Genomic DNA, 22,795 nt, shown 5'->3' on the forward strand with positions numbered 1-22,795 from the left:
AGGGATATTTCTACTAAAATAGAGATATCCCCCACATTATTGTTTTTATAATCGGGTCAATTTGACCTCTTCAGTATTCGGAATCGTCAATGGCACTCGTTCTAAGGTTACAAAACTACTATCCAATCCAAATCCCTTTTCTTCCGATAAACTCAAACGTTTTAAAATTTTATAAACTTCTAAAATGATTTTCTCATTCCATTTTAAGAAATGGGTTTTAGAAATTACTTTCTCCAATACTACGAAATTGAAATCACCTGGTATACCGTGTTTTTTCAAGGTGTTGTAATTGCTTGTAATATCTATTTCTCCATTTTTTACCATATCTTCAACGACTTTGCGAAATAGGAGACTGATTTTTTGTTCCTCCCTAAATCCCAAATGAAAATCAATTCTTATTAACTTACCAGGAACTAACTGGGTAACTTTATATTCCCTAGTATGCGGATTATCCATGACATCAACATGCGCTAACCAATACACATCTGCTCTTTTGGGTTTTTTGTTTATAATAGAATACGTAATTTTAGATTCTACTTCATGAATGTTATTTGCACTCGTTAAATAAACCAGGTGGGATGAAAAGTATGGAACCGATTCATCTTCACTTAATTCAGATAAAATAGGGTAAAACTCCCGAATATCCACAAATCGAACAAATCTATTTTTAATTTTGCGCGCCCCATACCAGCAAAACATAACGAAAAATAAACTCATCGCTAACAATAACGTTAACCATCCTCCGTGAGCCAATTTGCTGACATTTCCAATCAAGAAGGTGATTTCAATGACGCTGTATACTAAAGCGAATAGCCCTACTAAAATTGGGTTAATTCGTTTACGTAGCATAAATATGGTCATTAGAATGGTGGTAATGATGAAGGTCAGATTGATCGCCAGACCATAGGCTGCTTCCATGTTGCTCGACTCTCTAAAAATCAGAATGATTAACATACACCCTAAATAAAGGATAAGGTTTACGGATGGAACATAAATTTGCCCTTTATGATCGCTCGGATAACGAATAGCCACTTTTGGCCAAATATTCAATCGAACGGCCTCAGCAATTAAAGTAAAGGAACCAGAAATCATGGCTTGACTTGCTATCACGGCTGCAATAGTTGCAATAGTAACCCCCCATATCACAAACCAATTTGGCATAATGGCATAAAATGGATTAATATCTCCTAATACGGTTCCTTGATGCTCTAATAACCAAGCTCCTTGGCCAAAATAATTTAATACCAGCATCCCCTTCACAAATATCCATGATATACGAATATTTGATTTGCCACAATGCCCCATATCGGAATATAAAGCCTCAGCTCCTGTAGTACATAAAAAGATAGCACCTATAATAAACCAGGCATTGGGATAAGTAGCTAATAACTGAATGGCATAATATGGATTTAACGATTTCCAGATTTCGGGGGAATGACCTAAATAGGAAATTCCTAAAACCCCAATCGTCGTGAACCATATCAACATCAGTGGTCCAAACACTCGTCCTACGATATTTGTTCCAAATCGCTGAATAATAAATAATAAACTGATTATGATGACCACCACTGGAATAGTCGGAAAATTAGGCGACTTTATTGCGATTCCCTCTACTGCTGATGAAATGGTAATGGCTGGAGTAATCATTCCGTCTGCTAATAAGGTACTCGCACCAATAATGGCTGGAATGATAAGCCATTTGGCTTTTTTACGCACCAAAGAATATAAGGATAATATTCCTCCTTCGCCTTTGTTGTCTGCATTTAATGTTACTAATACGTATTTAATGGTTGTTTGAAGAGTTAAGGTCCAGAAAATACACGATAATCCCCCATAGATTACCGCTTCTTCAATGATACCTTTATTAAAAATTGCCTTGAAAACGTAAAGCGGGGAAGTCCCTATATCGCCAAAAATTATCCCTAAACTAATGAGTAACCCTGATAAACTTAATTTTTGCAGGTTATGTTTATGTTCTGTTGACATAATAAGAGATTTAATTTGTTTTTTAAACGGAGCGAAATTACATAAATTTATGCGACAACGATATTTCTTGTTAAAAATTGTTAAGCATAGTATATTTTTTCCATATACGAATAAATAAATTCTACCTTTGTATTAGGTATTATGGATATTATTATTAAATTTGATTATACCATAACCTGTTGCCGAAAGGCATGATAACAAACTAAAATTAGCATTGAAACTAAACATACACCATACCATCTTATCCTGCTTGTTTTTTATAGCAACGGTTGGCTATGTTCAAGCCTCAAACATCATCCATTTCAGCGATACGACCAAAAATCCCAACGACAAATTAATAATTGCTTCAGCTAAAACTAAGAACGCTACAAAAATGCAATTATTGGCTGAGGAAGGAGATAAATTAATTACGAATGTAAAAGTTATTTATAATCCGATTTCATCAGAGATTTCTGTAGGCTTTAAATTAGCAAAAGCCAATGCGGTCATCATTAAGGTTATGGATGCATTAGGTAATGAAGTTATGAATTTACACAATGCAAACTTAGATGCAGGTATGCAAAATTTAAGTTTTCCTACCAATCAGAAATTAGCCGAAGGCTTTTACTTTGTTCGTGTCACTAGTGGTTCAGAAACAGTGGTCAAACGAATATCTGTTCGTTAACAAAACATTTCGATTATTTTCTACGCGCATCACTTGAATCAAAGTGATTTTTTTTTGATCTTTTTTTTGTAGGGAACTGTTGCATTTCCTTAACCCAACTGTATAAAATATAAAAAGGGAGTTATCGGTATGATAACTCCCTTTTTAGGAAAAATATTCCTATTTATCTTTGATTGATATCCACATATGGACGAGATGTAGCACCAATATACACTTGTCTTGGTCTTCCGATAGGTTCTTTATTATCACGCATTTCTTTCCATTGTGCAATCCAACCTGGTAGACGGCCTAGTGCAAATAATACGGTAAACATATCCGACTTAAATCCTAAGGCGCGGTAGATGATACCTGAATAAAAATCTACATTCGGATAAAGTTTACGGTCAATGAAATATTGATCGTTTAAAGCCGCTTCTTCTAGTTTCTTAGCAATTTCCAATACAGGATCATTAACGCCTAACTTCTCTAGCACATCATCACATGCTTTTTTGATGATTTTTGCACGAGGGTCAAAGTTTTTGTAAACCCGATGACCGAATCCCATTAAACGAAATGGATCGTTTTTATCTTTAGCTTTTGCTAAATACTTATCAGCATCACCACCATCTTCTTTAATCGCTTCCAGCATTTCAATTACTGCCTGGTTTGCTCCACCATGTAATGGTCCCCACAAGGCATTAATTCCTGCTGAAATTGAAGCATATAGATTGGCATTAGAAGAACCAACCATACGTACAGTCGATGTCGAGCAGTTTTGCTCATGGTCGGCATGTAAGATTAATAATTTATGCATCGCATCAATAATGATCGGATCAAATGTCTTATCATTATTTACTTCTCCAAAAATCATATTTAAGAAATTCTCAATATATCCAAAATTGTTTTTAGGATATACTACAGGATGACCTAATGATTTCTTTTGAATCCATGACACAATCGTTGGCATTTTAGCTAACAAATTGATGATGGTTTTATTTTCTTCCTCTTCCGATTGATTTGGATTTAATGATTCTGGGTAAAATGCAGATAATACACCAACTAAACAGGATAACTGTCCCATCGGATGTGATTTTGAAGGAAATCCTGTAAAAAAGTTTTTCATATCTTCATGAATCATCATCTGTGCTCTGATATCTGCTCTGAATTTCTCCAAAACATCTTTGCTAGGTAAATCTCCATAAATCAATAAATACGCAACTTCTAAAAAGGTAGATTTCTCTGCCAACTCTTCAATAGCATAGCCTCTATAACTTAAGATACCTTCCTCACCATCTAAATAGGTGATGGCGCTTTTTGTAGATCCCGTATTTTTAAATCCAGGATCCAAGGTGATGTATCCAGATTGGTCTCTTAGTTTTGAAATATCTAGGGCCTTTTCATTTTCTGTTCCTGTAATCACAGGTATCTCATACGTAGACCCGTTTAAGTTAATAGATGCAGTTTCAGACATATTAATATTCTTGTTTTATTTGAGTTATAACATAACTTGTACACTTACAAATGTATAAAATTGATTTATATTTTTAGCCTTAAAATTTGAATAAAAATGCCATTAAAACGTCATTTTAAGACAAACTTAAATCTTTTTATCTCTTTTTATTGCTAATAAAAGTTTATACCTTTTTCCAGCCTATACCTTTAAGTTCCTAATCTTTGACTCATTTGGCCTAGTCTGGATCGTCCTGTTACCCTAAAAAAATGTTAAAATATTTTGACATCTACGAAAAATTCGTATTTTAGTGAAAAATACGTAGACCTATGGAAAAGTTAACAGCACAAGAAGAAGAAGCCATGTTATCCATCTGGCAACTTAAGGGTGGTTTTGTACGCGAGATATTAGATAATCTGAAGGGTTCAGCAATGCCCTATACGACCCTTGCATCCACTATACGTAACTTGGAAAAGAAATCGTATGTACATGCTGTAAAATATGCCAATGCTAAACGCTATGAACCTCTCATCAGTCTGGAAGAATACAAAGAGCGATTTATGAATTCTTTTGTAGGTGACTACTTTAAAAACTCGTATAAAGAAATGGTTTCTTTTTTTGTGAAAGAAGAAAAATTAAGTGAGCGAGAATTAGAAGAAATTATTGAAATGATCAAAAAACAAAAATCGTAAGCCTTATGGAATCCATCATCACCTATATCCTTCAAGTCAATTTATTACTTGGCCTATTGTATTTGGGGTATAATTTCCTCTTAAAGAATTTGACTTTTTATACGTTAAATAGATATTACTTTATACTGGGGAGCATTTATGCTTTTTTATATCCGTTTATAGCGTTTCAGCATTTATTTAACCAGCAAATTCTGCCACAAATTCAAGGAGAACTAATTAATTTCTTACCAATAATCGTAGAGGAGGAAGGAAAGACCTTTAGTATTGGTGATGGGCTGTTGGGTTTATTTAGTTTTATTGCGATCTTATTTTTAATCAAATTGATTTTTCAATTGATTAGTCTTTATAGAATATATCATTATTCTAAACCAGCCCAATGGCAGGCGTATTATTTTAGAAATGTGATATTTCCAATCACTCCTTTTTCATTTTTCAATAAGATTTATCTGCATCAGGATCAACATGAAGAACCTGAGCTTAACGATATATTCAAACACGAATACATTCATGTGAAAGGACATCACAGTTTAGATGTATTGTGGTTTGAGTTGGTATTGATAGTTTGTTGGTATAATCCCTTCGTATGGTTCATGCGCAAAGCTGTACGTCAAAATCTTGAATTCCTGACTGATCAACAGGTGCTAGATAAAGGTGTAGATCGGCAAACTTATCAATATTCCTTACTTCAAGTGAGCAAACAAGGTGTTCGAGTAGGCTTGAGTAACCATTTTAATTTTAACATTTTAAAAAAGCGCATTATGATGATGAACAAAAAAAGATCATCCAAAATGGAGTTGGGTAAGTATGCATTTTTACTACCCATCATGATCATGGCTGGGATTACGTTTACAGTAAACCAAGCCGAAGCGAAAATCGAATCTGTAGCAGTGAAGGCTGTTCATACCGATTTCCAGGAAATTAAAAAGGTCGTTATACAAGACACGACTAAAAAAGTGAAGATTACAGTTAAAGAGGATGCTAAAAACAAGCTTGAGGCTATTCCCTTAGGTGAAAAAATCTTTGTAGATGATAAAGAAATGCCCGAAGAATTTGAGCTTGATAAATTGGATGCAAAGACCATTGAAAGTGTCAATGTATTTAAATCTTCCAACGATGCTTCTGATAAAGGAACGATAAAGGTTTATACCAAATCTTTTGAAGGAATTCCTGTTAGAGTGGAGGCATCGGATGCTGATACGACAAAAAAGTTAAAAGGTAAGGTTGTAGGGATTAAATCAGAAAAGGTTAGTGCTGGCGAAATGCAGGTTAGTGTAAAATCATCTGGGGAAAATCCGTTGATTTTAGTTGATGGTGTAAAAAAGGATGTTGCTGATTTAAAAGCACTGTCACCTGATTTAATAGAATCCATATCTATCTTAAAAGGGGATTCCGTAACTGCTGTTTTTGGGGATAAAGCTAAGCACGGTGTCATGTTCATAGAGACAAAAGGCAATAATAGAACTTCTACGAGAAAAGATAGTGCTGACTTAACGAATGTCAAGAGATTAGATGAGGTCGTTGTCATTGGTTATGGTCGTAAAAATACTACGAATGAAGTGGTCGGTGCAGGAATGAAAAAGGAAGACCAAGTTGACGTACAGGCTCAAGAAAAACCAGCAGCAAGAATTACTGTTCGAGGTACTCCTGCAAAAGAAGTGTCTGCCACAAGAATTACTGTTCGCGGAACGGAGAGCAAGAAATAAGTAATAAAAAATAAGGGCATCTTGTTCAGGTGCCCTTATTTTTTTACTTTAATTCTTTGAAAATAACAGGAGAATTTCCATATAGAGGAGTTTTGCCATCCCATTTTTCTATAAATTGTTGTTGAATAATTAAAGGAGATAGGGTTCTCTGACGAAGATCATTGGCTTTAGATTCTGCTTCAGCCTGAACGATCATTTTTCGTGCATCAGCTTCCACTACTTTTAATTCATTTTCTGCTTGTTGTGCTTTTTGTATAGCGGCATTTTTAGCATTAATCGCTTGAGTGATGGTTTCAGGATATTGAATACCACTGGTCAATTGCTCTAAGCCGAATCCTTCGGCCTGTAAAAAGGTAATCATTTTTTCCTGTACTCCAGCTTCAAATTTTTCGCGATTGCTAATGAGTGAATCGGTAGTATATTTATTGAATTCTATTCGATAAACATCTTTGATGTGATTAACTAGGGTAAAATTTAAGATATCGTTTACCGGTTTGCGGTATTTAATAAATATTTTTGGAGAGCTTCCTGCAAGCACCCGAAGAGAAATAGTAGGGTCTACCGAAAAGACTGATCCATCCTTCGCATTGACCGTAAAATTTTCATAATTCACGGTTTGCACATAGGTGGGAAATTCATAGATAGATTCCGTGATCGGATTATACCAAACTCGTCCGGTAACCAAACTCACATCTTGAACACCTTTTTCCGATCCATACAATTTAACTTTGATACCTTCATAGCCTGCGTCAATTCGCTCTGTACAGACTATCCATACAATGAAACCGACTAGTACTGTGGCTAATAAGGCGATTAGATTTTTTTTCATTTAATTAATTGGTTTTTTGAATAATATATAACACAAATCGATAAAGCACAAATGCAAGTATGCAAATAAAGAAAACCCCTAAAATCACCGATAAATCTGAAGGTGCGCTGATTAATTCGAAAGCCTGGCTAGAGCCCCATATTAAAAATAGTAAGGTCATTGGAATGATAATAAAGGGTTTGAATTTATCCATATAACTAACTATGTAAGATTATTAATATAAGGAAATAAATTGTAAATTAAAAAATTTAAACACAGCTTGAATTATTTCGTGTTCAAATTAGTCATCGTTAATTCGATTCCAATGGTTACAAAACTATGAACCATTTTTACCGCGTGTTCAATATGAGCGGGTAAATCTTTTTCCTCATCCTTATCAAAGGGGCCTAATACATAATCTACCTGTCTACCTTTGGGATAATTGTCGCCAATACCAAAACGTAAACGTGCATAATGCTGTCCACCTAAACTTGCTTCAATAGATTTCAATCCATTATGCCCAGCTGCTGAACCTTTAGGTTTGATTCGTAATGAACCAAAGGGGATGGCTAAATCATCTACAATCACTAAAACATTTTGAATTGGAACTTTTAATTCTTGCATCCAATAATTTAGCGCTTTACCGCTCAGGTTCATGTAAGTGGTTGGTTTGATGACAAAGACTTGTCTTCCTTTTAATTTATACTCGGTGTAAAAAGCATGCTTTAAAGTATTCCAAGTTGAGCCAGCTTGATTTGCCAATTCATCTGCAACCATAAAACCGATGTTATGCCTGGTGTCGGCATATTCTCTGCCAATATTCCCTAAACCAACAATTAAGTAATTCATGTGGCAAAAATAAACATTCTTTATTATTCTGCATCGTATTCTTAAAGGTTAACATTACTTTACTTCATACCAAGGCAGAAGGGGTCAAAAAAGCCGATTTATACCTTGCGTTTAAATTTTTTTCTACAAAAATATTTAATGTTATCCTTTTGTTAATGGACTTCTTTGTTTGAACAATAAAATTCCTTTAATTTGCGACTTTTAAAAAATTAAATAAATTTCAATAATGAAACAATTAGCTTCCATTATCATTCCGTTCCTTTTGTTAAGTGCATGCCAGTCGGCAAATAAACCAAATGATAGTGCAGACAGTACAACCATTCAATTAACTGAAAAATCTGAATTGAAGTCTGTCGCTAATGAAGAGCTAACCGCTTTTTTGACGACTTTACCAGAAATAGCACTTCCATTCACCGATTCTACCAATTTTGAAAACTTTAATAAAAATGAAGGTCATGTGAATTTAGAAGTCTTAAAACTATTAAAATTTAAACCGGAGTATCCCAATCCAGAGCAGATCAGGTTTCGTTATCAGGTAAAGTTTGATCAAGGTTTAACCGGTTTGGTGTTGACATTTCCAAATAGTGAATCTGATTTGAAAACAGTCTTGCTCACATTAGATGAAAATAATCAACGATTGGATGTTATTGAGATTGCTTATGATGAAGTTATTGAATCCGCTTTTAAATTAATCAGTGTTTTAGATAAAAATAAAATCAGCAGTGAACATTGGAACTATTTTTTCGAGAAACCTACAGTGGATAAGAAGATATTTATATTGGATAATAATTTGAGATTTGTTCAACAGTAATATTTCTTAAATCAATTCTTGAAAACTATATAAAACGGAAGCCAGCAGCTTCTGTTTTTTTATGGATTTCTTTTGGATTTCGTTCGGACATCCTTTGCATTTCTTCAAGGTATATCCAAATGATGTCCGACTAATATCCGGACAAGATCCGTTGATAACATGATTGTAGCCTGCCTATTTCACCATCGGCTGGATCTATTAATTACCTGGGCGATTGGCCGCTTTATCTTTTGCTTAAGTCTAAATGGAACAATAAAAAAAGGCATCGATGTTCGATGCCTTTTTTTATTGTTGTAGGGTTTACCTACTAAATACTTCTTGCTACGATATGCCGTAGTAAGTCTTATTTTTTACCACCTTTAGCAGCTTTAGCAGCTTCTTGCTCAGCTTGACGTAGAGCACGTGACATAATAACAGAAACGATAGTATCGTCAGAGTTATTTAATATTTTAGCGTCTTTTAAAGCTACTTGTCTTACGCGGAATGATTTACCTACTTCAAGGCTTTCCATAGGAACTTCAATTTCTTGAGGTAAGCTGTTAGGTAATGCTTTCACACGAAGGCTACGTAATTTTTGAACTAATTTACCACCCATTTTAACACCTGGAGAAGTTCCAGTTAATGTGATAGGGATGTTTACAGAAACTTCTTTATCATCAAATAATTCCAAGAAATCTACGTGAGTAACTTGGTCAGTTAATGGATGAAATTGAGCCTCTTGAACGATAGCTCTTGATTTTTTTCCGTTGATATCCAATTCTACGAAGATCACTTCTGGAGTGTAAAGAACTGGTTTCAAATCAGATGCGGATACAGAGAAATGTGTTTGTTCTTTACCACCGTAAAGAACTGCTGGGATATTACCCTCGTAACGCAATTCCTTTGCATCTCTTTTCCCTACGTTCTGTCTTGCAGAACCGCTAATAGCAATTGATTTCATTGTTATAATTTAATTAAAATTTGAGGTGCAAAGATAATTAATATTAATTAATTATGAAAGTATTTCATTTGAGACCTTAAATTGGAGATATGAGACATGAATTATAGAGCCTAAGATCTATACTAATAGACGTATTTCTGAAAAATACGGAGATCTCCTAGCTATGATTTATTGGTTCAACCTTCATGTCTCAAATCGAGAATTCATCTATTTCACGTCAAATAAGTCAGAAATAGATCCATGCTCATTTACATTCTTAATAGCGCTTGCAAAAAGACTAGCGGTAGAAAGCACTCTGATTTTGCTAGCTTTGCTGGCTTTTTCAGGATTTAATTGAATGGTGTCAGTTACGATCATTTCAGATAATACCGAGTTTTCAATGGTTTCATATGCATTACCAGATAATACAGCATGTGTACAAACTGCACGAACAGATTTTGCGCCATTTTCCATAATTAATGCAGCAGCTTTTGATAAAGTGCCTGCAGTATCACAAATGTCATCAATCAAGACTACATCTTGGCCAGTAACATCCCCAATGATAGACATCGATTCAATTTCGTTCGCACGTTTTCTACGTTTATCACAGATTACTACTTCGGCATTGAAAAATTTCGCAAAAGTACGGGCACGATAAGAACCGCCCATATCTGGAGAAGCAATCATTAAATTTTCAAGGTTTAAGGATTTGATATAAGGCACAAAAATGATAGCCCCATCTAAGTGATCCATTGGGATATCAAAAAATCCTTGAATCTGAGCCGCATGTAAGTCCATGGTCATAATGCGGTGTGCACCAGCTGCGGTAATTAGATTGGCAATCATTTTGGCGCCAATAGCTACACGAGGTTTGTCTTTACGATCTTGACGAGCGTAACCAAAATATGGAACTACAGCGGTGATGTAATGAGCAGATGCCCGTTTTGCAGCATCAATCATCAGTAACAATTCCAACAAATTGTCAGAAGGTTGGTTGGTCGATTGAATCAAAAATACATCACTACCACGTACAGATTCATTATAAAAAGGTTGGATTTCTCCATCCGAGAATTTTGATAATGTTTTGTCTCCTAGTGGTTTTCCGTATGATTTTGAAATATTTTCTGCTAATTCTTCGGTTCCGGAACCAGCAAATAATTTTACGGTATTAAATTGCAAAGGCATGGTGAAATGATTTATTGGGGTTTATTGATATGAAATTTCGATATGATTGACATAAGTACATCTCTTCCTTAGAGGCATTTAAACTTTTTGTAGCGGCAAAGTTATGTAAATGTTTTAGATTTTAAAATTAGTTATGAACGGATTACCTCTTTTCTGTGGATTCAAATCCTTGAAATAGTCATAGAAGTTTTTTACTTAATCTATAGGTTAAAAAAAGCAATAAAATTGTTAAAAGAATATGCGCGTATGTTGATAAATCATTAGCTAACTTTCCTTTTTTAAATAATTTTCTAATTAAATTAGCGACACTAAAAAACCAACCGCTTATTTCATAACATCGCTATGTTTAGACCGTAGCAATGTAGGGGTAAGGATAAACTATACCAATTCAATGAAAAGAACATTTGTAGCTTTAACCGTATTTTGTGGACTTAGTTTCACCATGCCTAGTTTAGCCCAGTCAAGATTAGCCAAACCAGTCAATCTTCGAGTAGAACATTTAATCAAACCATTAGGAATCGATCAAACTGATCCACGGCTGATGTGGATGTTGCAAGATGATAGGCAAGGCGCAAAGCAATCAGCTTATCGTATCCTTGTTGATACAGATTCTTCCTCGCTTGTTCAACTAAAAGGTTCTAGTTGGGACAGCGGTAAGAAAATGAATGGAGAGCAGCTGGTAATTTATGCAGGAAAAACGTTAACTCCGCAGACCAAATATTTTTGGCGGGTTCAGGTTTGGGATAAAGATGGCAAGCCTAATTCCTCGGAAATTAGCAGTTTCGAAACTGGGATGTTAGGTATGGAAAATTGGCAAGGAACCTGGATTTCAGACCATCAAGATATTCATCAGCGTCATGCCCCATATTTTCGAAAGGAATTTAAATTAAATAAAGCAATTCGATCTGCTCGTGCCTATGTTGCGGCGGCAGGATTGTTTGAGTTATCGATTAATGGGCAACGAGTTGGGGATCATCGTTTGGACCCGATGTATACGCGTTATGATCGAAGAAATCTCTATGTCGTTCATGATGTAACTTCCCATTTGCAAGCTGGAGGAAATGCTATTGGTATGCTTTTAGGCAATGGTTGGTACAACCATCAAGCCATTGCAGTTTGGGATTTTGATAAGGCGCCTTGGCGAAACAGACCCGCATTTTGTATGGATTTGAAAATAACCTACGAGGATGGTACTGAAGAAACGATAGTGTCTGAACGTGATTGGAAAACTTCCTCGGGTCCGCTTTATGCGAATAATATATATACTGGTGAGCATTATGATGCGCGTTTGGAAATGGATGGTTGGGATAAGCCAGGATTTGACGATAGCAAGTGGAACGGTATTCGGTATCGAGCAGTACCTTCAAATTTGGTGCTGGCACAACAAACTGTTCCTATCCGTTTAATAAAAAAATACCAAGCTCAAAAAATCCAGAAAATCAACGATAAGACCTATGTATACGACATGGGGCAAAACATGGCAGGAATTACTAAAATTAAAGTCAAAGGAAAAGAAGGGACCATCATCAAAATAAAGCATGGCGAACGCTTGGCCGCAAATGGTCAGTTGGATATGGCCAATATTGATGTTTATTATCGTGGAGACAAAGAAAAAGATCCTTTTCAAACGGATATCTTAATTCTTAGTGGCAAAAAGGAAGATGAGTTTATGTCCAAATTCAATTATAAAGGATTTAGGTATGTCGAAGTGAGCAGTTCTGAGCCTATGGAATTTCATGAAAATAACCTTATTGCTTATTTTATGCATAGCGATGTGAAGCCAGTAGGCCATGTAGCTACTTCATCAAACATCGTAAACAAACTTTGGGAAATTACTAATAATGCCTATGTTTCTAATTTAATGGGTTATCCTACAGATTGTCCGCAGCGAGAAAAGAACGGCTGGACAGGAGATGGGCATTTGGCTATTGAAACGGCGCTTTATAATTATGATGGCATTACGGTGTATGAGAAATGGTTGGGAGATCATCGGGATGAACAACAACCCAATGGAGTTCTTCCAGATATTATTCCCACTGGTGGTTGGGGTTATGGTACTGCCAACGGATTAGACTGGACGAGTACCATTGCTATTATTCCATGGGACTTATACCGTTACTATGGAGATAGTCGCGCATTGAGGGACAACTACGAAAATATTAAACGTTATGTCAATTATGTTGAACGAATAAGTAAAGATGGGTTAACGAGTTTTGGACGTGGAGATTGGGTTCCTGTAAAGACAGGTTCCAACCTCGAATTGACTTCTTCTGTATATTTCTACGTGGATGCGAAAATATTAGCATCTGCAGCAAAATTATTTGGAAAGCAAGCGGATTTTGTGAAATATGATCAGCTCAGTAAGAAGATCAAGGATGCTATTAATGCCAAATTTCTGAATCGAGAAACAGGAATTTATGCAAATGGATCGCAAACTGAGTTAAGTGTACCATTGCATTGGGGAGTTTGTCCTACAGATATGATTGCTAAAGTGGCAGCCAACTTGAATAAAAAAGTGGAAGAAACAAATTTCCATCTTGATGTGGGTGTATTAGGAGCTAAAGCTTTGTTGAATGCCTTGAATAATAATGGATATACTCAATCTGCATACCAAGTGGCTGTTCAGGACACCTATCCATCATGGGGTTGGTGGGCAGCAAATGGAGCGACTACCTTATTGGAAAATTGGGATTTGCAAGCGAAACGAGATATTTCGGATAACCACATGATGTTTGGTGAAATTGGTGGTTGGTTTTTTAAATCTATTGGCGGAATATTACCTGATGAAAATCAACCCGGATTTAAACATATTTTATTAAAGCCAATTTTCCCGGATGGACTCGATCATTCGGAAGTTAAACATGAATCGATGTATGGAGAAATAGTGTCTAAATGGAAGAAATCTAATGGTCAGGTATTATTGGAAGTACAAATTCCAGCAAATAGTACGGCGACATTTTACCCAGCATCTAATGTGGTAGAGACGAAGCCAGTTCAATTGACTGCTGGTAAACATCAGCTCCAATTAAAGTTGAAACAATAGCCTTCGACGAGTATAAAAATAATTAATTTAGGGCGATAGAAATATGGCCCTAAATTTTTTTATGAAAAACAGTATCACCCTTCTGGCAGTGTTTGCTTTAACAATTTCCATCTCTTTTGCGCAATCCTTATTTGGAAAACGTATCTGTATTGATCCTGGCCATGGTGGCACAGCTACAACAGATGCATATCGTGTAGGAATGACGGGTGAACGAGAAGAATGGATAAACTTGAGGGTTGGTTTGCTGTTGAAAGAGTTATTGGTACAAGCAGGAGCAGAAGTGTTAATGACCCGAGATTTGGATGTAGAAGTAGGGCTGGCTACTCGTGCTCGCATGGCTAAGGAGTTTAATTCGGACTTATTTATTTCCATCCACCATAATGCAACAGCAGATACGTCGGCTAATTTTCCGATTATTTATTTTCATGGAAGTGCAAAACAAAATACAGCAAGTGTCAATTTTTCAAAATTATTAGTTAAAGAGTTTTGGAAACAGATGTACCCTAAACGGATGAAGAATTATTCCATCGTTTCAGATCAAGTGATTTTTCCGAAAGGTGGAGCCGCTGTTTTAAGACAAACTTATGGTATTCCTGCAGTCATTGCTGAAGCTTCTTTCTTTTCTAATCCAGCTGAGGAACAACGATTGAAGTCTGTAACCTATAATAAGCAGGAAGCTTTGGCCTATTTAAAAGCTATTCAAGAATTTTTTAAGAAGAAACATAGCATTCTGGAAAAAGATATTGACGATGTATTGCAAATTGCTGTGAATCAGGAGGCTGCTAGGATGGATAAATCGGCATTGGCTTGGAAAAGTAAGTTGGAAAAAGCCAGCTTGATAATTCAATCTAGACAAGTGGAAGCTTATCCAGAAGCGGAAGCATATCTTTTAGGCATATTAAAAAGTTTTCCTGATAATGATAAAATTCATGAAATATATCAGTTATTGCTGCTTGTATACAAAGACTCCAGTAGGACTGAGGATTATATAAAAATGAAGAATCGAATGGAACATTTTATACTGCACATTCGCTGTGTGTTTCCTAGGCTTTAGTTACCAGATTATCCAATTTGGCGATGATGCATTAAAAAAGCAATCGGTTTTTTATTTCCTAGTTTAATTGCTTGATTATTAATTCTTTTATGATTCCATTTAGAAGTAAGTAGCGATAATCACATCGGATGATTTATCCATCTGCTTTCTAAATCTAAATGCTATGAAACTAACCGTGTTAATTTTAATGTCTTCGAGTTTGTTTCTACTCGGTCTAACTTTTGCTCAAAAAGAAGAATTTGATTTTTCGCATTAAGCTTTGTATGAAATAAATTATTTATCAGATAAATCTGATCCAACTTCGATGAAGCAACAATGGGCTGAATTATTATTGGGGGAAGAAAAATCGCTTTTTCGTTCAATGAAAAAAGCCCAAAGTGATTCCGCTTATATGGCCTATGTAAAGAATAAGGTAATTAATATGAGCGCGCCTTCTGTCAAACCAATTGGTGAAATTAATTCATTTAATTATCAGATTATAAAAGATTATTCTTCAGGTATGGTAAAAGTATATGATGAGTATTCAGGAGGTTCACTGAATCAAATTAATGCTATTTCTTTTTATGAAGAAGCATCTGATGGGATGTCAAATTGGGTGCTTAAAAACGATACAATGCGCATTCATGGCTATGTATGTCAGCGGGCAGATATTGAATTCGCGGGTAGGAAATGGACCGCTTGGTTTTCTTCGGAAGCTCCATTGAAATCTGATGGTCCTTATAAATTCAATGGTCTTCCGGGGTTAATATTTAAAGTATATGATGAAGAAAAATCATGGGATTTTGAGTTGAAATCATTGTCTAAAAAAGATACGAGTATAGCTATTAATTTTAAAGAAGGTTTAACTTTTTCTAAAATTAAAAAAGAAAAGTTGTTTCAGGATAGACGAAAGTTTCAAAAAAATATAATTGAAATAAACGAAACCAATGGTGCTAACCATGGAGATAGTCGAAATCAAATAAAAAGTTCTTTAGAGAGCCATATTTTAAAAGATAATAACTGGATAGAAGAAAAATAAATTCAGAATTTTAGCCGATTGGATGGATCATTGAGATGATTACATAAAATTAATACGCTCCATAATGTGATGAGAACTTTGTGAGTAATTTTCGCATTTATTGCAGTGTCCTAAAACCAAGTTTTTGTTGTTCTGTACTCGCTAGTCTATTCTTTGTCCATTTCAAGTCGCGAAGGGGCAAGTTACTCTTAGAAAGTGCCAATAGGAATCAATTGTTCTTTCTTTCCATTAAGGTGGTATTTTGCTAGATGCTTTGGCACACAGCCAAAACCTAATCGATCGCTGGAATTCACTTTGCTATTCCTAGACCTTTCTTGACATGCTATGGCTAGGTTGTTTTCATGTTCATTCTACCCCTAGTAATGGAACTAACTAGCTTCTGTTATATCGATGGATAGCTATAGGGAAAATGTCGTTTTATGTAATATTGGGTTGCTAATTATTAATTTTTTGTGATTTTATTTAGATTATTTTTTCCTTTTTTGAAATTAATTTATTGTAATCAACAAAATATTTCAGTTTTATTGATACTTAGTTTTTATATTAGTAATATCTAAAATTTAACCAATGAAATACCTCGTATTAATCTTCTTTTTATTTATTGTTCAGTTAGGGTTCAGTCAAAAAGATAAGCCTGTTTATTTTGAATTTACCCGCGATAGGTCGAGTACAGGGTTGGAATCTTTTAATGAGTCTTATCAATTTTCCTTAACAAAACGTAAAGAATTTGGGAAAAATACAGGCTTGATGGAGGTTAGGTTGCACAATTATAAGGTTATAAACTTCTCTGATTCTACGAGATCTTTTTCTTCAGATGGATCTATCGTAGGGAAAAATGTGTTGAATAGATTACGATTTATACCTATAGGTTATTTACTTGAACATCCAGTTGTATTAAAATTTCAAGATGGGGTTGTTCGTACAGATACCTTAAAATTAAATGAGCAGCTAACTCAACAATTGCAGCAGTGGAAAATTGATGATGATTATTCACCTGAAGTGTTAGATGAAACCTATGAAATTTTGAAAATAATTTCTTCCCTTATCTATTTGTCTGATTTTTCTGGTTTAGCTGCTAAGGATTTAAAGGTGGAAAATATAAATCGAAATAATAAAACCTACCAAATAATGAAAAGAGATAAAGGATTGGTAACATTAAGTTATGTAAATGTTGAAGATCCTACATCTCAAACTAATGTCCTAGTTAAAATCAATAGTAGGGATATGTCTACGGAAGAATTAAATAGCTTGGAAAATTTTGAAATTGCGGAGGGTAATCGATTGTATCAAATGAACTATAAAATAAATCTAAAGAAAGTAAAGGATATACCTTTGGATAAATATAGGAAAGGTTTAGCAAGTATGCTTATCAAATCATCTTATTGGAGCAGCTATCTGAAAAAGGGTGCCAAAACTGATAGCCTTTCTGTGTTAGCTTTTATTAAAGATTATGAATTGAATTTTTCTAATTTTCCTATATACATCCTTAATAAATTGTCTGCTTTACAAGGTTTAGATTCATACAGTGTTTATGAAAAGGAATTAAATCAAACATCAAATAGCATATTGAAAGGTACATACCATTTAATTAATAAAATTAGGAATTCAGATTTAAGTATAGAAGAATTTAAGGAGATCGCTTTATTGATGGACAAGGAGTTTTTGTATGATTTTATCCAAAATGATTTTAGTCAAAAAATTGCTTCCAACAGTGCGAATTATATTCAAAATTTAATGGTATTAGCACATGAAAGTACCAGGAGAGAAAAGCAAGCAAGTTTACCCATGTTATTTTGGATTGAAACCAAAGAAAAGGATGATTTGGCGAGCCTTACTAATGCATTAGATCAATTATTGAAATTAGATGAAGATTATTGGATAATGGGTAATGCAGGGCGTTATGCTTTATTGATTCAGAAAAATCTATTTAGTAAAGGTTCCAAGGACTTAATATACTTAGATCAAATCATTTCAAAATTAACGCATTTAATAGCTGTTAAAGATTCAGAATTTGGAAAGATCCAAAAAGCGCATTTGGCATATGCAAACTTTTTAGCATACGAACAGGTAGGGAAAACAAATTCAGATCTGTCCTTAAAATATTTGAAAGAAGCTAAGAATCATTCCGTATTAAAAGCTGGAGATTATGCTCTACATAGTTTTTATGATGAAGTATTCTTGAAGTCTAAAAAAAGCTATGCGGATTATTTTTATAAGCACTTAGCTAATCTAGGTAAAATTGATGAGGCCTTAACAGAATTTGTCAAAGACTACGCGTCTAATCCTGGAGCTAATTTTAAAAAACTTCGGGAATATTATGATGAACACTATGCTAAAAATACATTCGCTGATTTTTATAAATCCCAAGTTATTCCGCATTTGACGGATGCTCCAGCTTTTCTACTTACCAATCTGGAAGGTAAATCAGTTTCCAAAGCGGATTTTGCTGGAAAATGGACTGTAGTTGATTTTTGGGGAACTTGGTGTGGTCCTTGTGTTCAAGAAATGCCTAAATTAAATGCTTACTATCTAGAATTGCAAAAACAAGAAAGCAGTAAAATTGAATTTACCATAGCATGTAAGGATAGTGAAAACGCAGTAAAAGAATATTTGGCTCAAAATAAATACAGCATCCCTGTATTGATGTCGGATAATCAGGTGGAAAGACAATTTGAAGTGAGGGCTTTTCCTAGTAAGTTTATTATAACGCCGGAAGGAAAAATGTTAAATACCGAACAGGAAACTTGGCAAGATCAGGTTAAGGAATTGGCCGGCTTGGAGTAGGGAAACAGCAACCTAGTGTTTTTTTTTAGCTAGGTAATTTGATAATAAATTGGATTGGATGGGCTAAATATTCGCATTAATTAGTCCTAAATTATCCGCTGTAATGGATGGATATCCAATGTTTTATATCTAGTGTTAATGCTTTATTTTCTTTTTAAATATGGCGTAAAGGGAGCTGATTATTGTCCTGGGAGACTAATATATGCAAGATAGTTGAAGGGATAGATTAATTGCTATATGATCTACTGGTCTATATTTATTTTTCCAGTTTTTATGTTTCTTTTAGTTGTACTATGGGATAAGATCTTGAGAGCTGTGGGGTATAGACAAAATTTGCTTATAAAAAATTCAATAAAAAAGGACTGAATTTCTTCAGTCCTTTTAAAATTAAAGTTGCCCAACCTGGATTCGAACCAAGACAAACAGCACCAAAAACTGTCGTACTACCTTTATACTATTGGGCAATCTTTCAAGTTGTCGTCAGGTTTTGTTCCCTTTTGACGATGCAAATATACGCCGAGTTTTCTTTTCTGCAAATAAAAAAATAGGAATATTATTAAATATACTGATTTTCAGCTGAATATTTTTTTCAATTATTTCTAGATAATGGCATTCAATGTATTTTGGAGGCCTATTTCTGAATAAATGGAAACAATTTGTCTGATTATAAATTGTAATCCTTATTTTCGAAGCATAAATAGTAAAAAGAAACCTTCTTTTATCGTATGAATTATAGTAAGATTAACAACCTTTTAGGATGGTTGTGTGGAATTATTGCCACCCTGGTTTATGTTTTGACCTTAGAAAAAACCACGAGTTGGTGGGATACTGGTGAATTTATTGCCTCTGCATATAAAATGCAAATTGTTCATCAGCCTGGTGCACCATTATTTTTAATGATTCAAAATTTATTTTCCAATTTAGCCATGGGAGATACTTCTCGGATTGCTTATTGGATGAATGTGGGTTCAGCAGTGTGTAGTGGATTGACAATTACGTTTTTATTTTGGACGATTACTGCACTGGCAAAAAAATCATATGTAAGCTTTTCTCGTACCGCAGAATTGAGCAAATCGGCCTTGATAAATATTTTGGGAGCAGGTGTGGTAGGAGCTTTAGCATATACTTTTTCTGATACTTTTTGGTTTTCAGCGGTTGAATCGGAGGTGTACGCAATGTCCTCACTGTGTACGGCTGTTGTTTTTTGGGCCATCTTAAAATGGGAGGTTCGTGCCGATGAGCCTGATGCAGATCGCTGGTTAATATTTATAGCCTATGTTATGGGCTTGTCCATTGGAGTTCACTTGCTGAACTTATTGGTGATTCCAGCTATAGCATTGGTAATATATTTCCGTAAAACAAGCAAAGTTACGAGTGCTGGCGTTTTCAAAGCATTATTGATTGGTGTTATTGTTTTAGCGATTGTACTGTGGGGTGTAATACAGTATTTCATAAAATTTGCAGCATTTACCGATTTGTTTTTTGTGAATACATTGGGGATGGGTTTTGGTTCTGGAGTGACGTTCTTCGCCATTTTACTTACCTCAGGTTTGGTTTTCGGACTGTGGTTTAGTAGAAAATATGCAAAACGAATTCTTCATATATCTTTGATTAGTTTAGCATTCATCATTTTTGGCTATAGCTCTTTTACGATGATTTCCATACGTGCTAAAGCGAATCCAACATTAAATAATAGTGATCCTGATAATGTGTTTTCCTTTTTGAGTTACTTGAATAGAGAGCAATATGGGGATGAACCATTATTTAAAGGGAGGTATTTTGACGCAAAGGCTACAGATATTTTTGAAACTGGAAATGTCTATCGTAAGGATGGTAACCGCTATGTTGTAGCTAAAAAGAAATACGATTATACCTTTGATAAAGTAACCTTATTTCCTAGGATATATTCTGAAAAACATGAATCTTTCTATCGTGATTACTTGAAATTGCCTGCGGGACAATCGCCAACGATGGCTGATAATTTAAAATTCTTTTTCGGTTATCAGATAGGACATATGTATAGCCGCTACTTGATGTGGAATTTTGTCGGAAGACAAAATGATCAACAAGGTCATGGCTCTTTTACTGAAGGAAATTGGATTTCTGGAATTACCCCGATCGATAATTTGTTATGGGGTGGACAGTATGACCTACCGACTTCAGAAAAAAATAATCCTTCAAGAAATACATATTTCTTTTTGCCCTTAATTTTGGGAATATTAGGTGCAGTATGGCAATTTAAGAAACAGAATCGCGATGCTACTGTAGTAGCCTTGTTATTTTTCTTTACCGGTTTGGCCATCGTATTGTATTTGAATCAAACACCACTTCAACCTAGAGAACGAGATTACGCATACGCGGGATCATTTTATGCGTTTTGTATTTGGATAGGTTTGGGTGTACTCTGGATTAGTGAATTATTGACAAAGAAAATAAATGTTAAAAATGCGGCAATAGGCGCTACAGCACTATCAGTAGTTTGTGGACCCGTATTATTAGCCAGCCAAAACTGGGATGACCATGATCGTTCAGAGAAATTTTTAGCACGGGATATGGCTAAAAATTATTTAGAATCTTGTGCTCCAAATGCTATTTTGTTCAGTTATGGTGATAATGATACCTATCCGCTTTGGTATGTTCAAGAAGTGGAAGGTTTCCGTACCGATGTGCGAGTAGTGAATTTAAGTTTATTAGGTGCGGATTGGTATATGAAACAGATGATGTTGAAGGTTAATAATGCAGATGCATTGCCTATCAATATTGATCCAGAGAAAATTAAAGATGGGGTTAGGGATGTAATCTATTACAACGATTATAAAATTCCTGGTCACGTAGATATACAAGCTTTATTGGAAGTTATGTTGTCCGACAATCCTCAGAATAAAGTTCAACTGCAAAGTGGAGAATGGGGAAATATACTGCCTACAAAAAACATGCAATATGCCGTAGATAAGGCTGCAGTGATTGCCAATAAGGTTGTTCCTAAGGAATGGGAAGATGCTATTGTAGATACCATGAGATGGACGTTTAGCAATAGTTATGTTAGCCGTGCAGACCTGTCGATTATGGCTATTTTAGCTAATAATAATTGGAAGCGTCCTGTGTATTTTACTACCACAACTCCTGAAGAGAATTTTATAGGATTGGGTAAATATTTGGTGACTGAAGGGTTTGCTTCGCGCTTAATGCCAATCGCTATTGCAGAAGAAGGAGATGCTACTCAACCGATCGCAGATGTGGAAGGAACTTACAACAATGTGATTAACAAATTTAAGTGGGGTAATATTGCTAATTCGAAATACCTAGATCCAGATACTTATCGGTACATCAGTATGTATTCAGGTTCTATATTTGGAGAAACTGCTCAAGGTTTACTATCGATAGGTAAAACGGCAGAGGCTAAAAAGCTTGTGCTAAATGCTTATGAGAACCTGCCGAAAAAATGTTACGGCATGTCTGATGTGTACGGGTATTCTACATTATTGGATGCCATGTATAAGGTAGGCGAAACGGAGAAGGCAAATGAAATTGTGAAAAGGAACATGGATTATGTGCGAGAACATATGGCATACTATATGGCTATTGCGAAAACGAAACCTAATTTGGAATATCGTAATATGCGTTTCGGCTTAGCATCGATCCAAAACTATCAGCGAATTTTAACAGACGCTAAACAAACTGCCCAGTTAGCTGAAGTAGATAAAATATTTGAAACTTATCGAAGTCTCTTCGAGACAAGTAATTAATTGAAAAAAAGCAGCTTAATTCCAAAGCTGCTTTTTTTTATACGAATGCCCCCACGAAAAGCATTACGAATTTTAAAAAAAATGCCTTAAGTTTGCCTAAATAA

15 protein-coding genes and 1 tRNA gene are annotated in these 22,795 nt (G+C 35.0%); 9 read left to right on the top strand and 7 right to left on the bottom strand.

Translation table 11 applies throughout. The features are described from left to right. Positions 1-45: 45 nt before the first annotated feature. A complete protein-coding gene (locus ACFRAE_RS03580) occupies positions 46-1,986 on the bottom strand; it encodes a KUP/HAK/KT family potassium transporter (protein WP_422795743.1) in 1,941 nt (646 codons plus the stop codon). 214 nt (positions 1,987-2,200) lie between these two features. On the opposite strand from ACFRAE_RS03580, the gene ACFRAE_RS03585 reads away from it, so the two are divergent. Then, on the top strand, positions 2,201-2,650 hold the full coding sequence (locus tag ACFRAE_RS03585; protein ID WP_422795744.1) for a T9SS type A sorting domain-containing protein: 450 nt from the start codon (positions 2,201-2,203) through the stop codon (positions 2,648-2,650). A 163-nt stretch (positions 2,651-2,813) separates the two neighbouring features. On the opposite strand, the gene ACFRAE_RS03590 is transcribed toward ACFRAE_RS03585, so the two are convergent. Further along, the gene (locus ACFRAE_RS03590; RefSeq protein ID WP_422795745.1) at positions 2,814-4,100 is read right to left on the bottom strand and encodes a citrate synthase; all 1,287 of its coding nucleotides are present in this window, start codon (positions 4,098-4,100) and stop codon (positions 2,814-2,816) included. 308 nt (positions 4,101-4,408) lie between these two features. Between ACFRAE_RS03590 and ACFRAE_RS03595 the strand changes: the two genes are divergently transcribed. Continuing rightward, the gene (locus ACFRAE_RS03595; protein ID WP_422795746.1) at positions 4,409-4,771 is read left to right on the top strand and encodes a BlaI/MecI/CopY family transcriptional regulator; all 363 of its coding nucleotides are present in this window, start codon (positions 4,409-4,411) and stop codon (positions 4,769-4,771) included. A 5-nt stretch (positions 4,772-4,776) separates the two neighbouring features. Then, entirely contained in the window at positions 4,777-6,474 is a 1,698-nt protein-coding gene (locus tag ACFRAE_RS03600; RefSeq protein WP_422795747.1) for a M56 family metallopeptidase, read from the top strand. Positions 6,475-6,517: 43 nt separating this feature from the next. On the opposite strand, the gene ACFRAE_RS03605 is transcribed toward ACFRAE_RS03600, so the two are convergent. Beyond that, positions 6,518-7,303, bottom strand: a complete 786-nt coding sequence (locus ACFRAE_RS03605; protein WP_422795748.1) for an SPFH domain-containing protein — start codon at positions 7,301-7,303, stop codon at positions 6,518-6,520. A gap of 264 nt (positions 7,304-7,567) precedes the next feature. Continuing rightward, positions 7,568-8,131 (bottom strand): aminoacyl-tRNA hydrolase, encoded by a 564-nt coding sequence (pth, locus tag ACFRAE_RS03610; protein ID WP_422795749.1) that lies wholly within the window; start codon positions 8,129-8,131, stop codon positions 7,568-7,570. A 226-nt stretch (positions 8,132-8,357) separates the two neighbouring features. Here pth and ACFRAE_RS03615 point away from each other — a divergent pair, with 226 nt between their 5' ends. Beyond that, positions 8,358-8,942: a hypothetical protein gene (locus tag ACFRAE_RS03615; RefSeq protein WP_422795750.1), complete on the top strand. Its 585-nt coding sequence runs from the start codon at positions 8,358-8,360 to the stop codon at positions 8,940-8,942. Positions 8,943-9,285: 343 nt separating this feature from the next. Here the strand turns inward: ACFRAE_RS03615 and ACFRAE_RS03620 are convergent, their stop codons facing one another. Then, positions 9,286-9,882 carry a 50S ribosomal protein L25/general stress protein Ctc gene (locus tag ACFRAE_RS03620; RefSeq protein ID WP_422795751.1) on the bottom strand — a complete coding sequence of 199 codons (597 nt, stop codon included), beginning with the start codon at positions 9,880-9,882 and terminating at the stop codon, positions 9,286-9,288. Positions 9,883-10,089: 207 nt separating this feature from the next. After that, positions 10,090-11,046 carry a ribose-phosphate pyrophosphokinase gene (locus ACFRAE_RS03625; RefSeq protein WP_422795752.1) on the bottom strand — a complete coding sequence of 319 codons (957 nt, stop codon included), beginning with the start codon at positions 11,044-11,046 and terminating at the stop codon, positions 10,090-10,092. A gap of 391 nt (positions 11,047-11,437) precedes the next feature. Between ACFRAE_RS03625 and ACFRAE_RS03630 the strand changes: the two genes are divergently transcribed. The 4 genes from ACFRAE_RS03630 (at position 11,438) to ACFRAE_RS03645 (ending at position 18,945) form a co-directional block, all read left to right on the top strand. Then, on the top strand, positions 11,438-14,089 hold the full coding sequence (locus tag ACFRAE_RS03630) for a family 78 glycoside hydrolase catalytic domain (protein WP_422795753.1): 2,652 nt from the start codon (positions 11,438-11,440) through the stop codon (positions 14,087-14,089). A 61-nt stretch (positions 14,090-14,150) separates the two neighbouring features. Beyond that, complete coding sequence (locus ACFRAE_RS03635; protein WP_422795754.1) at positions 14,151-15,143, top strand: N-acetylmuramoyl-L-alanine amidase family protein; 993 nt, start codon at positions 14,151-14,153, stop codon at positions 15,141-15,143. A gap of 259 nt (positions 15,144-15,402) precedes the next feature. Beyond that, positions 15,403-16,161, top strand: a complete 759-nt coding sequence (locus ACFRAE_RS03640; RefSeq protein ID WP_422795755.1) for a GLPGLI family protein — start codon at positions 15,403-15,405, stop codon at positions 16,159-16,161. Positions 16,162-16,728: 567 nt separating this feature from the next. Next, positions 16,729-18,945, top strand: a complete 2,217-nt coding sequence (locus ACFRAE_RS03645; protein WP_422795756.1) for a TlpA family protein disulfide reductase — start codon at positions 16,729-16,731, stop codon at positions 18,943-18,945. Between the two features lie 393 nt (positions 18,946-19,338). Here ACFRAE_RS03645 and ACFRAE_RS03650 read toward each other — a convergent pair. Then, positions 19,339-19,409, bottom strand: a tRNA-Gln gene (locus ACFRAE_RS03650). Between the two features lie 261 nt (positions 19,410-19,670). Between ACFRAE_RS03650 and ACFRAE_RS03655 the strand changes: the two genes are divergently transcribed. Further along, the gene (locus ACFRAE_RS03655; protein ID WP_422795757.1) at positions 19,671-22,691 is read left to right on the top strand and encodes a DUF2723 domain-containing protein; all 3,021 of its coding nucleotides are present in this window, start codon (positions 19,671-19,673) and stop codon (positions 22,689-22,691) included. The last annotated feature ends 104 nt before the right edge of the window (positions 22,692-22,795 follow it).

The organism is Sphingobacterium sp. HJSM2_6 (genome assembly GCF_049316305.1).
GTDB lineage: Bacteria > Bacteroidota > Bacteroidia > Sphingobacteriales > Sphingobacteriaceae > Sphingobacterium.